The sequence below is a fragment of the Neorhizobium sp. BT27B genome (assembly GCF_050455485.1).
Taxonomy (GTDB): Bacteria; Pseudomonadota; Alphaproteobacteria; order Rhizobiales; family Rhizobiaceae; genus Neorhizobium.
In genome coordinates this window covers 374,009-387,127 of the sequence record NZ_JBCIYT010000006.1, presented here as the reverse complement: position 1 = coordinate 387,127, position 13,119 = coordinate 374,009, and the positions used below count along the sequence as shown (strand labels likewise).

Genomic DNA, 13,119 nt, shown 5'->3' with positions numbered 1-13,119 from the left:
AGCCCTCACGGAGCCAGACCCGCCTTGACGCTGGACGGCACCGTCGTTGCCGGATCGCCGTCGAGCGCCAGCGCGATATCCCCTTCCAGCTCACCGAGCGCAAAAGGCAGGGACAGCACGCTGCCGAAGGAAAGTGCGCCGGCAATCAGCGCGCCTGCCAAGACTTCGCGACCTTGCCTGTGCGCCTTCAAGGTCTTGCGCATGGGAAGAGCGACAATATCCGGCACGGTATCGAAGGACGAGATCCAGACCAGCAGGTCTGCATCAAGCGCCGACAGATCCTCCGGCGATTGCGGTGCGTAAAAACCCTGCGCAGTCTTCAGGCCGACCAGCTTTTCCGTGGGCTTGAAGCCGAGCTCGGCCATGAAGGTGGCGCGTGTGTCGGAGCCGATGAAGGCACCGGTCTCGCCGCTGAAATTGTAGGCGCAGACGGCTGTCTTGCCGGCCCAATCCAGATGACGCTCACGAACGGCGGCAAACAGTGCCCTGTTTCTGGCGATCAGCTCATTGGCCTTTTCGACCTTGCCGAGCGCGCGGCCGAACATTTCCGTCTGGATATCCCAACGGGTGCCATAGGACGGATTGTCGACGGGCTGCATCAGCACCGGCGCCACCTGCGACAGCACGTCGTATTCGGCCTTGGAGATGCCGGAGCCGACACCGATGATCAGGTCCGGCTGCAGCGAGGCGACGATCTCGATGGAGACTTCGCCGGAGATGACGGTGGGCTTGGCATCGCCCAGATAGCTCTCCGCCCAGGGCCAGACGGCGTATGGGCGAGCGCCGAACCATTCGCGAATGCCAACCGGCGGCGTGCCGAGCGCCAGCAGCGAATCCTGCGTTGTGAAACCGAGCGAAACAACGCGGCTTGCCGGCTGTTCCAGGGTGACGTCGCCATAGACATGCTTGAACAGAAGACTGTCGTCGGCCGCGCGCGCCTTAGATGCCGTCATCGACAGGACCCCGGTGCCGAGCAGTGCCGGGGCCGAGAGACCGGTGGCTATCCCCGTCAACAATTGGCGTCGCGAAGGGTTCAGCAAACGGTCGGTTTCATCCGCGGATGGGCGTCGGACATGTGCCATGTTCAGGTCCTGCATTTATCTGCATTTTGCAGGCCAGGAAGACCCGCTGGGTTCGCAGATAACACCGAACATGCGTTGGGGGAATGCCTGCGCACTCCCCCAATAGCCCATTGGATCACTTATGTGGATAAAAATTATCCACTTCCGGACCGATACTTTTCACGGCTGCGTGGCGGGGGCGATTTCCGTCGGCGACGGGGCCGTTCCCGATGCCGGCGGCGGGCTGGCTTGCGCTGGCGCCGCCGTCTGCTGGACAGGCGAAACCTGATCGGTGCCAACCGGCTGCGGTGTCACCTTGCCGTCGGCGGCCGCGACCCGCCAGACCGTGTTGCCGGCATCGTCCGCAACCAGCAGCGCACCGGTTCCATCGATGCCGAGACCGACCGGGCGGCCACGCGCCTGTTCGTTCTGCAGGAAACCGGTCACGATATCCTGCGGCTTGCCGTTCGGCATGCCGTTTTCAAACGGTATGTAGACGACCTTATAGCCGTTGAAGGCGCGGCGGTTCCAGCTGCCGCGCTGGCCGACAAAGGCGCCCGCCGCATAGGCATCCGGCATGGCCGCCCCTTGCGTGAATGTCAGGCCGAGCGCGGCAACGTGGCTAGACAACGCATAGTCCGGTTTGATGGCGCGCTCGACCATGTCGGGCCGTGGCGGATAGACGCGGGCATCGACATGATTGCCGTAATAACTCCACGGCCAGCCGTAAAAGGCACCTTCCTTCACGGAGGTCATGTAGTCGGGCACGAGATTGGGGCCGAGTTCGTCGCGTTCGTTGACGACGGTCCAGAGCGCGCCCGTCTCGGGATTGAAGGTCAGGCCGTTCGGATTGCGCAAACCGGATGCGAAAACGCGGGCGGCACCCGTCTGGCGATCCACCTGCCAGATGGCGGCACGGCCCTTTTCGGCTTCCAGCCCGTTTTCGGCGGCGTTGGAATTGGAACCGACCGAGACATACAGCATGCGGCCATCGGGGCTGAGTGCCAGATCCTTGGTCCAGTGGTGATTGAGCGGGCCGCCGGGCAGCGGCGTCAGCACGCGCGGGTCACCGGAAATCGCCGTCTGCCCCAGTTCGTAAGGATAAGCGACAATGGCATCGGCGGCGGCGACATACAGCGTGTTGTCGATCCAGGCGAGCCCGAAGGGCGAATGCAGGTCCTTCAGCAGATCGTGGCGCTCATCGACGGTGCCATCGCGATTGGTATCACGCAGCAGGGTGATGAGATTGCTGGGCGGCGGAGAACCGCCGCCACCGCTTGCCATCGACATGATGAAACCGCGGATATAGTCCTTGGGTCGCGACAGCGGCTTGCCTTCCGGCCCGCGCGACTGCACCACCAGCACATCGCCATTCGGCAGGGTGTGCACCGTGCGCGGATTAACGAGATCCTTGGCATAGGCCGTGACCTTCAGCCCGTCGGCAACGGCGGGGGTTTCATTGTCCTTCCAGCCGATCACTTCGGCTACCTTCAGATCCGGCAGCAGCAGCGAAATCGGCTCGGGCAGGACGGGATCGGGGCCGACCTGCTGGGCCGTATCGAAATTGTCATTGCTGTCGCTGCAGGCGGAAAGGGCAAGACCGAGCGAGGCGGACAGGACGACGGTATAAGCGAGACGCTTGTTCATGGGTCAGATCCTCCAGGCCAGCCGGGCATATTTGCGGGACGACAGCGCTGCCGTGAAAATCATCAGCACGAAGGTGACGGCGGAAGTGGCAAGGCCGTAAGGCACGATCGCCGTCCAGCCATCGCCGGCATGCAGCAGGCTGTTGAAGATCGCCAGCGCCAGGATGACGAGATACAGCAGAATGACCAGAAAACCGGGGCGCAGCGGCCGGGTTCGTGACCGCACCAGATCGGCCAAGCCGGCGAGCAGGCCGATCGCGCCGAAAATCAGGCCGGCAAACAGCAGCCATGCGGAAAAATTCGTCCACATAAGATTGGCCGTCTGCCAATAGGCGAGATCGGTGAACAGCGTCAGCGTGAAGCAGACGAAGGGAAAGGGAATGAATACCGCCTGATAGGGATAAGCGGCGGAATCTCGGGCGGACGGGGAAGTGCTCATCGAGGGCTCCCGGGTGGACGAGCTTCAGATGAGCAGGCAACACCCGGAAAGGCCGATTTGTTCCAATGGTATTCCGGCAGGATGAGGTGGCGTCAGATCGCCACCTGTTCTCCCAGTTCGACAACGCGGTTCGGCGGCAGCTTGAAATAGGCCGACGGGTCGATGCTGAAATCGGCAAGACCGATATAAAGATGCTCCTGCCAGCCCGACAAACCGGTATTCGGCGTGCTGATAAGGTTGCGGCGGCCGAGATAGAACGAGGTCTGCATGATCTCGAACTTGAAACCCTTTTTCTTGCAGAGCGTCAGCGCCTTGGTGACATTGGGCTCATCCATGAAGCCGAAGGTGATGTCGAGGCGGACGAAGCGTTTCGACAGGCGATGCATCTCCACACGCTCGCTATCAGGCACATAGGGCTTGTCCTGCGTCCATACTGTGAGGATGACGTTCTGGTCGTGCAGGACGTGATTGTGCTTGATGTTGTGCAGCAGCACGCCCGGCGTGCGATCCGGTACGCTGGTGAGGAAAACCGCGGTGCCCGGCACGGTAACCGGCGCGTGATCGGATTCACGATCGATCGAGCTTTCCACCGACTTGATGAAGGTTTCGAGCGGGATGTCGTTTCGCGCCGTTTTCTCCTTCAGGTATTTCGAACCCTTGGTCCAGGTCCACATGATCAACATGATGGCAAGCGCCAGCACGACCGGCACCCAGCCACCATCATGGATTTTCAGCAGGTTGGCGGCAAGGAAGACGGCTTCGATTATGAAGAGCGGCAACAGCAGAAGTGCTGCGGTGATGGCCTTGTATCCACGCACCGAGCGCAGGAACTGGAACGACATCAGTGTCGTCACCACCATGGCACCCGTGACCGAGATGCCATAGGCGGTGGCCAGCGATTCGGAATCGCCGAACGAGAAGATCAGGATGATGACGCCAATGAACAGGATGCCATTGACCGCCGGCACATAGATCTGCCCGGTATTCGTTTCCGACGTGAACTTGATGGCGAGACGCGGCAGAAAACCGAGATGGACGGCCTGGCGGGCAAGCGAAAACGCACCGGTGATGACCGCCTGGCTGGCGATGATGGTGGCCATTGTGGCGAGGATGACGACCGGCAGCAGCGCCCAATCGGGGTACATCAGGTAAAACGGATTGGCGATGGCAGACGGATCGGTGAGCACAAGCGCGCCCTGCCCCAGATAGTTCAGTGCCAGCGCCGGGAAAACCAGGATGAACCATGCGGTCTGGATCGGCTTGCGGCCGAAGTGGCCGAGGTCGGCATAGAGCGCTTCGGCACCGGTGACCGTCAGGAAGACGGCGCCGAGAATGATGAAACCGACCGTGCCGGCATGGGTGATGAACCACAAAGCGTTGATCGGGTTTAGCGCCTTAAGGATGGTCCAGTCATCGCCGATATGGATGATGCCGCCCCAGGCCATGACGAGGAACCAGAGGACGGTAATCGGCCCGAAAAAATTGGAGACGGCAGCCGTACCCTTGGACTGAACCGCAAAAACGCCGACCATGACGGCGGCAGCCATGGGCAGAACATAACCGTCGAAAGCGGGCGTCACCAGTTTCAGGCCTTCGAGCGCCGACATGACCGACAGTGCCGGGGTGATCATGGCGTCGCCGATGAACAGCGCCGAACCGATGAGACCGGCGAAAAACAGGACCGGCGTGTAGCTGCCGGTCTTTTTCATCAACAGCGCCAGAAGCGACAGCGTGCCGCCTTCGCCGTCGTTATCGGCACGCAGCAGGAAAAGCACGTATTTGAACGTGACGAGGATGGTCAGCGTCCATACCATCAGCGAGATCATGCCGATGACTTCGGCATGGTGCACGGCGCCGTTTTTGGCGAAAGGTCGCAGCGCTTCGCGGAAGGCATAAAGAGGGCTGGTGCCGATATCGCCGTAGACCACGCCGATGCACCCGAGCAGGAGGACGAGGAACTTGCGGGTTTCCGACGTCGCCTCCGGGGCGGCAGTATGTGAGGCAGTCATAGGGTCTCCAGGCGCTCGGCCTTCGTTGCGAGATGAAGGCGAATATGGGGCATCGATGCGGCGTTGGCAAACCAGCGCTCGTTCAACTTTGATCCTATCGCCAGACATCGCACGCGCATGCGATGACATTTGTCATGAACATCAAAAAGCATGTGCAAAAGCTGTTTTTCATTGGAGGGTAAATGGTGCCGCTTAGGTGACTCGAACACCTGACCCCGTCATTACGAATGACGTGCTCTACCAACTGAGCTAAAGCGGCCCTCGCTTGCCAGGAAGCACCCGGCAGCGATGTGAAGGGGCTGATACAGGCAAAGAGAGAGGATTTCAAGACGGATTTGTATCGATCGGTGCATTTCCGCCAACGCGATATCCACAGCCGCAGCCAAAAGCCCAAGACAGGGCCGGATCACCGCACAAATCGGCCATGCAATTGCCGCAGGGCAGTGGTTCGTTCGCCACCCACCCAGGGCCTTATTCACCGCATTGCAGGATGCACGACTTGCAGTTCATTCCCTAAAAGTCTACCGAAAGATTAATATGAGCGGACGTATCGATATCAGGGCCCGGCAGTGAGCGGTTTGGAAAAAGCCATCAGGAACGCGCTCGCGCAATCCGAACGAAACAATGCAGATATCCGGGCGCGCATCTACCATTCCGCCCGGCAGGCGCTGGAAGCAGGCCTGCGCAAGCAGGACGTGACCAATCCTGATGTCGTGGATGCACAGCGGCAGCGACTGGAAGCCAAAATTCGTGAAATCGAATTCGAAGAACGCCAGCGTCTGGCGATCGAACGCGCCCAAACGCCAGCCATTCAACCGGTCAGCCCGGCTCCGAATTCGAACACCAGTGCCAACACCGTGGCACCGCCCGCCCGCCCGCCGGCCGATGCGCCGCAGCGGACCGAAAACCGCGATGATGCGCCGATCATCGGCTCCGCCACTGCGCAGGATGCACAGGACGATCTTTCGCTTCTGGTTGGAGGTCCGCGACGGGACAATGCTGCCGCCGTTCCATCCGATGCCGGAAGCCTTGGCGATCTCGGCGTGTCGCGTCGTGGTGGTCGCGAGCAACCTGCGGAACTGCGCCCAAGGCGGGAGCTCGAGACCGAGCAGCCACGCCCGCGCCGCTGGTGGCAAAGCAAGAAACAGGCGGCTCCGGCGCGGGTGGCCGCACAGCCGCAGACGCCGCGCGCCGCGCGACTGGATATCGCCGCTGGAAAAGAAGGACGCCCGCGCAAGCGCCGGCGCTGGATTTCCGGTCTGGTTCTGCCACTCATCGTATTGGGTGGCGCAGGATGGGGCGTATGGTGGGCCGCCCAGAACGGCATTATCGTCATGCCGGATCTTTCCAGCACGCCGGTCAACGGCAGCGGTGGCAACAGTCAGGCACCGACCGGCTTCGAGCCGGGCCGCGGCTTTTCCGAGGAATGGGCAGAGATTTTCATTCCAAAGGGTACGGAGGGTGTTGTTCCGGCCGGCGGCGCGACAGTTGAAGCCGTGAACGCCTCAGGTGGACAGGCCGTGCGCATCACCTCACAATCACCCGGCCCGGATGGCGAGGTCGCCATCGAAGTGCCACCGGAAATCCTGCGGGAAATGGCTGGCAAGACATCGACCGTCGCCGTGACATTGCAGACGGCTGCAGACCGCTCGGTCGAAGTGGCCGTGCGTTGCGATTTCGGCAGCCTTGGCGGTTGCTCGCGCCATCGTTTCCGCGCCACGCAGGAAAAGACCGATGCACTGTTTCGGGTGAATTTCGATCGCTCGCTTGCGCCGAACCGGCCGGGCCGCATCTATCTCAACAGCGATGTGCTGGGCGGTCGCCTGCCGATCTACGTGTTTTCGATGCGCATCCTGCCGGGACAATGATTGTCTGATTGCGTTTTTCGAGGCGGCCAGCCCGCCTCGACCAACGAAATCCACTGTCCGTTCAGAACCGCGTGGACATCCGTGCCCGCGCGCCGACGCTGACATCCCCCTCGCCTTCGATATCGAACAGAAGTGCGACATCGAACATCCAGGCGGTTTCAGTCTGCAACGACGCAGCGGCGGTGACCGTGGCAAACGTGCCTTCGCCATCAAGGCCTGCCAAGCCGACCGTGGCACCCAGACGCGGCGTCAGCACCATGCCGTTGCTGAGCATGATCCGGCGCTCGATTTCCGCACCGATGCTGGCGCGCAACTGCTCCATGGAAAACCCTTCGAGCAGCAGCTTGTCACCCGCATCGTTGCTGACGGCATAATCCTTGACCGTTTCGGTCAGATAGACGGCCCGCAATTTCGGCGTGACCACCGTGACCTCGTCGAGATACCACTCGCCCTTGAGGGAGCCATCCCACATCCAGCGCGTCGTATCGAATTTGCCATCGAAGAACGCCGTATCGATATCATTCCATGAACCGCCATAAAGCAGGCTGGTATCGAAGAACACACCCTTTGCGATTTCCAGCGACACGTATGGACCGGCGAACCAGCCATTGCCTGTCAGCTCCGCATCCTCATCGGCGGGATCGGTCATCCTGTCGAAATGCGCGGAGATGCCGATCAATGCACGGTCGCTGAGCAGGTAATCCATGCCGACCGACAAAAGCGCAAAACTGCCCCAGCGATCGTCTTCATCGTCTTCATTGTCGCCACCGCCGTGAATGCGGATGGCCCCATCTATCCATATATTGAACGGGCGCGGCCCGGCGGCATCCAGCCCGTCGGCACGATCACGGGCCGCTTCCATCTGCGCCAGGCTGGTCGAGAACGCGGCACGCATGCCGGTTTCCTGTGGCGACATGCGGATGGTGACGGGATCGCGGGCGTTTTCCATCCGTCGCCGCTCCAGAAGCCCCGGCACCCTGATGGTCGATGACAGGAGGTTTTGTCGGGTGCGCACGAAATCATGGACGAGTTCGTCGATATCCTCGGCGACGGCAGCGGGGTTGAAATTGAGGCTATAGGCGACAGTGCCGACATTGGAGGCACCCAGGGCGCTGATCAACTGGTATCCGACAACAACCCTTCCGGAGAAACCGGGATTGGGCGTGAAACGCAGGTAAAAACCGCTTGGGGCAACCGGCCCGGCCTGCGCCAGTTCACCGCGAATGATCTCTGCCGTGCCGGCGGCAGGTGGAGAAACGCTGCCAAGCGTCGCATCGACGAACGGCCCGCCGGTCGCACCGGCATTGAGATAGACATTCGGCGGCGTGCCACCGGGCGGCACGATGACCTCCTTGTTGGCAACGGTGACGGCACGCGCAGAAACCTGCAGGGTGAAACTGGCGGAGCCGGTCACGCCGGCGGCGTCGCGCACTGCGATGCTGAAACTGTAGGTGCCCGGCGCGGCATCGGCCGTCAGCGGACCATTGAGATCGCCATTGGAGACATTGAGGACGAGACCGGGAGGCAGACTGCCGCTGGCAAGGCTGTAGATCAGCGGCGCGACACCGCCCGTGGCGGAAATGTCCTGACTATAGGCTTCTCCCACCATCGCTTGCGGCAAGGCGCCGCCTGGCGGAGAGAAGACGAATGCGCCGGAACCCGCATTGACGGTGAGTTCATAGGTGGCAGTGGCAATCGCACCGCCCGTATCCGTGGCGGTGACATTCAGCGAGTAGTTGCCAGCCGCCGTGGGCGTGCCGTTGATGGCGCCGCTGGCGGCCATGGCGAGGCCCGGCGGCAGCCCCGTTGCGGCAAAACTTGCCGGCCCGCTACCACCACTCGCGCTGATGCCGGTGTAGGAATAGGCAGTTCCGATAGTGGCCGGCGGCAGACCGCTGCCGGTCGGCGGTGACAGAACTAGTGCCGCAGGGAGAATACGCAGCGTGTAGCCGACGACACCCGTTGCGCCGCCGGCATCGGTCGCGGTGATCGAAATGGTGTAGGTGCCGGTAGCCGTGGGCACGCCGGAAATCAGATCGCTGCCGGGCGCGAGCGCGAGACCCGCCGGCAGGCTGCCACCGCTGACCGCAAAACTGTAAGGCGCGGTTCCACCCGATGCCGACAGCATCTGGCTGTAGCTAGTGTCGACAGTGCCATCCGGCAGCGGTCCCGCCGCCGGCGCGAGCACAAGCGTGGGATTGGTGATCGTGATCGAGACCGTGGCTGGCGTAGACGTGCCGGACCCATTGCTGGCCGTATAGGCAAGACTGTCGGCACCGACGTAACCGGCCGTCGGCGTGTACGTTATCGTGGTGCCCGAAATGGACGTCGTTCCGTTCGATGGCGGCGTGGTGACGTTAACCGAGTTTGCCGGACCGCCGGTTATGCTCAGCGCGATCGGGGTGTTGACCGCATCCCGCACCACCGTCGCCGAGACAGGATTGGCGATCGGAGGCTGCACGGCAACGTTGATCGTGTAGGCGCTGCTTCCGGTGGCACCATAGGCATCTGTTGCGGTGATCGTGAAGCTGCTGGACCCGGCCGTGGTCGGCGCTCCCGTGAGTGCGCCGGTGGACGGATCAAGGGAGATGCCAACTGGCAAAGCCCCGCCCCCGAGCCCATAGGAATAGGGCGAAGTGCCGGCCGAAGCTACGATGGTCTCGTTATAGGCCGCTCCCACCATGCCGTCCGGCAGCGCGCCGGCCACGGGCGAAAACGTCAGGGTCGGGGCGGCAACCGTGACCGTCACGGTTGCCGGAGCAGAGTCTCCGGAGGCATTTCTGGCGATATAGGTGAAGCTGTCGGCACCGGAATAACCGGCCGTCGGCGCGTAGGAAATGCCGGTACCCGAAGCCGTGGCAGCACCGTGTGAGGGGGGTGCAGAAACCATCACGGCAGTTGCCGGACCACCCGACAGGGCGAGCGGGACAGGCGTTGCCGCGGCATTGGCAGCGATGCTGAACGACACATCGGATGCGACCGGCAGTGCAGGCCCGACCGTCAGTGTGTAACTGGCAAGACCGAAGGCCGGGGCCGTATCCGTGGAGGTGATGGTAAAGGATGCACTGGCGACCGCCGTTGGTGTGCCTGCGATCACGCCTGAAGCAGAGAGACTGAGTCCCGCGGGAAGTGCCCCTGCCGTGACGGTATATGCATATGTCCCGGTCCCTCCCGATGTGGTGATCGTCTGGGAATAGGCCGTTCCGACAATTGCTGCCGGCAAGGCGCCCGTGGCGGGCGCAAGCGTAAGGGTAGGATTGACGACGGTGACAGTGACCGTGGCAGGTGCAGACGTGCCGCCGCCATTGGTTGCCGTATAATCAAAACTGTCATTGCCGCTAAAGCCGGGGTTTGGCGTGTAGCTCAGCGTCAAACCGTTGACGGAAGTCGAACCGTTGGCCGGTTGCGATGAAACGTCGAGAGAGGCTGCGCTACCACCGGCGAGATTTGGCGTGATGGTATTGCCGCTGGAATTGATCGGCACCACCGCCGTGAAGGAATTGGCGATCGGCGGCTGTTCGGTAATGGTCAGATTGTAGATGGCGGTGCCGGTCGCGCCATAGACATCCATTGCCGTGACGGAAAACGACGACGTGCCGATGGTTGTGGGCACTCCGCCGAGCACTCCTGACGGAGACAGTGAAAGGCCGGCCGGCAAAGTACCGGGAGGGACCGTATAGGTATAATTGGGAGTACCGCCCGCTGCCGTGAAGGTCTGACTATAGGTGATCCCGGTCTGGCCTGCGGGAAGCACTCCCGCTGCCGGCAACAGGCTCAGCACCGGTGGCGTGACCGTGATGGTGACGGTTGCCGGTGCCGATGTGCCGCCGGCATTTGTCGCTGTGTAGGAAAAACTGTCCGTGCCGGAATATCCGGCGGTGGGCGTGTAGCTGATTGTGGTGCCGGACGCTATAGCGTTGCCATGCGTCGCAGCGGTCGTTACCGCCACACCGGTAATGCCGGTGCCGGTGACATTGAGCGTTATCGGCGAAGCGCTGCTGTTTGCCGCCACGGTGGCTACGGAATTAGTGGCAACCGGCGCAGCAAGATAGGTGAACTGGCTGGCGGCGCCACTTGTGCCGCCCGGTGTCGTTACGCTGACACCGACTGGTCCGGCAGCCCCGCCCGGCGATTGCGCCGTAAGCGTTGTCGAATTTCCAAAGACAATATTGTTGCCGGCCACCGAGCCGAATACGACCGTTGAATCGGCGGTAAAACCGGTGCCGGTAATCGTCACGGTCGTCCCGCCTGCCAATGGCCCCGATGTCGGTGAGATCGAGCCGACGACCGGCACGGCAAGATAGGTATAGGCGCCAGTGCCGGTGGTGCTGATGCCGCCCGAAGTGGTGACCACGACATCCACGACAACCGCCGACGTCTGGGACGGCACGTTGACGGTGATCGACGTATCGCTGCTGGCCGTCACCGCACCGGCTATGCCACCGAACGTCACAGACACGGGGTTTTCGAGCCCGGAACCGGTTATGGTGACACTGTTGCCGCCGGCCAATGGTCCGGAATTGGGAGACACGGTCGAAACGAGCGGCAGGGTCCGATAGGTAAAGCTCCCGGCAACCGTGCTCCCACCTGCGGTGCTGACCAGAACCGCGACATCGCCAGCGGCATGGGCCGGGGCCGTGACCGTGACCTGGCTTGCGGTATTGGCCGTGACGCTGACCGGAACGCCATCGAAGAAAACGGTAGCAAAGGCGAGATTGCTGCCGGATATGAGGATGCCCGAACTGCCGCCCAGCGGACCGCTTGCCGGCAATATTCCGGACACGCTGGGAGTGCCGGCGAAGGTGTACTGGTTGCCGCCACCGCTGCTTGTCCCGCCGGTTCCGGTCACCGTCACCCCGACCGTGCTTTCGGCCACCCCGGCAGGCGCGGTCGCGGTGATCTGGGTTGGCGAATTTTCCACGAACGAGACCGAGCTAGCGCCAAAGCTCACCGCCGTGACACCAATGAAATTGCTTCCCGTGATGATGACGGTGTTGCCCGCCGTGACCGGGCCGCGGTCGGGTGCGAGCGAGGTGATGGCAGGCTGTCCGACATAGGTGTACTTGGCCGCGGCAACAGGTCCGCTCGATCCGGTTGGCGTCGTTACGATGATATCGACGGTTCCGGCGGTTGCCCGGAGCGGGGCCGTGACGGTGATCTGTGTGGCGCTCGCAGCCAAGATGGTTGCAGGACTACCATCAAAGGTGACCGTAGCGCCGGTGAGGTCGGTACCATCGATAACGACGGGATTGCCGCCTGCCGTCGGACCGGTATTTGGGCTGATAGACGTGACCACCGGCAGCGGCAGATAGGTATACTGGTTGGCGGCGGCCACGGCACTGGTACCGCCGGCGCTGGTGACCCTGACATTGACCGGACCAGCTGCGGCACCGGCAGGCACGGTCGCACTGATATGCGAATCATCGAGAACCGTGAAGGTGGTGTTGGTGCCGCCGAAGGACACAACGCTCACACCGGTGAAATCGGTGCCTGTGAGGGTGATGCTGTTTCCGCCGAGAACACTGCCCGAGGCAGGAGACAGTGCCGTCACTGTCGGCGTATCACCATAACAATTGACGCGAACCTCGATCGTGCCCATTGAGCCGACATTGGTAGAGCCGCTTGCCGTGATGCCTAGCGTTGAGCTTGTATCAGGTTGCAACGTGCTGTTGATCAGCAACTCTTCACCCCCACCGGGGCGATAAGCCATATCCAAAACCAAATAATCATAAAAACCAAGTTGGGCGGAGCCGTTGTTCTCCGGACTGCCTGTAGTTTTTTCTTCCGGAGTGCTGTTTGTTGTCTTGGCGAAAAACGATAGCCGTTCATTGGCAGCAAAGCCCTGATCGTACTCGCGCTCCATCGGCGCGTCACCGCCAGAAACGGGGCCGAAGGTCTGAAGTACTCCCCAATCGTTATTGACGGCGATGCAGGCAGTAGAAAGAGCCTGCGCCGGCTGCGTGGATGACAGCAGAGCCAGAATGACCACGACAAAGGGAATGAAGACATTGGTGAATTGATGCAAAATCGCGCCTAGAAGCACCTGCCAGCGATCAGCCTGCATCAACACCACTCCTCACCATCATATCAAATCAT

The 13,119-nt window shown here is 61.8% G+C and carries 6 protein-coding genes and 1 tRNA gene; 1 reads left to right on the top strand and 6 read right to left on the bottom strand.

Annotation, left to right across the window (positions count from 1 at the left end; all coding sequences use genetic code 11):
* Nucleotides 1-5: 5 nt before the first annotated feature.
* From AAIH70_RS18610 to AAIH70_RS18590, 5 genes are all read right to left on the bottom strand, one after another.
* Nucleotides 6-1,082 carry an ABC transporter substrate-binding protein gene (locus tag AAIH70_RS18610; protein WP_132276620.1) on the bottom strand — a complete coding sequence of 359 codons (1,077 nt, stop codon included), beginning with the start codon at nt 1,080-1,082 and terminating at the stop codon, nt 6-8.
* Between the two features lie 159 nt (nt 1,083-1,241).
* Complete coding sequence (locus AAIH70_RS18605; RefSeq protein WP_132276618.1) at nt 1,242-2,708, bottom strand: PQQ-dependent sugar dehydrogenase; 1,467 nt, start codon at nt 2,706-2,708, stop codon at nt 1,242-1,244.
* 3 nt (nt 2,709-2,711) lie between these two features.
* Nucleotides 2,712-3,146, bottom strand: a complete 435-nt coding sequence (locus tag AAIH70_RS18600; protein WP_132276616.1) for a DUF2231 domain-containing protein — start codon at nt 3,144-3,146, stop codon at nt 2,712-2,714.
* A gap of 92 nt (nt 3,147-3,238) precedes the next feature.
* On the bottom strand, nt 3,239-5,155 hold the full coding sequence (locus AAIH70_RS18595; protein ID WP_132276614.1) for a potassium transporter Kup: 1,917 nt from the start codon (nt 5,153-5,155) through the stop codon (nt 3,239-3,241).
* Between the two features lie 183 nt (nt 5,156-5,338).
* A tRNA-Thr gene (locus tag AAIH70_RS18590) sits at nt 5,339-5,414 on the bottom strand.
* A gap of 310 nt (nt 5,415-5,724) precedes the next feature.
* On the opposite strand from AAIH70_RS18590, the gene AAIH70_RS18585 reads away from it, so the two are divergent.
* The gene (locus tag AAIH70_RS18585) at nt 5,725-7,023 is read left to right on the top strand and encodes a hypothetical protein (protein WP_132276612.1); all 1,299 of its coding nucleotides are present in this window, start codon (nt 5,725-5,727) and stop codon (nt 7,021-7,023) included.
* A 61-nt stretch (nt 7,024-7,084) separates the two neighbouring features.
* Here the strand turns inward: AAIH70_RS18585 and AAIH70_RS18580 are convergent, their stop codons facing one another.
* The gene (locus AAIH70_RS18580; protein ID WP_430035095.1) at nt 7,085-13,087 is read right to left on the bottom strand and encodes an IPT/TIG domain-containing protein; all 6,003 of its coding nucleotides are present in this window, start codon (nt 13,085-13,087) and stop codon (nt 7,085-7,087) included.
* Nucleotides 13,088-13,119 lie beyond the last annotated feature (32 nt).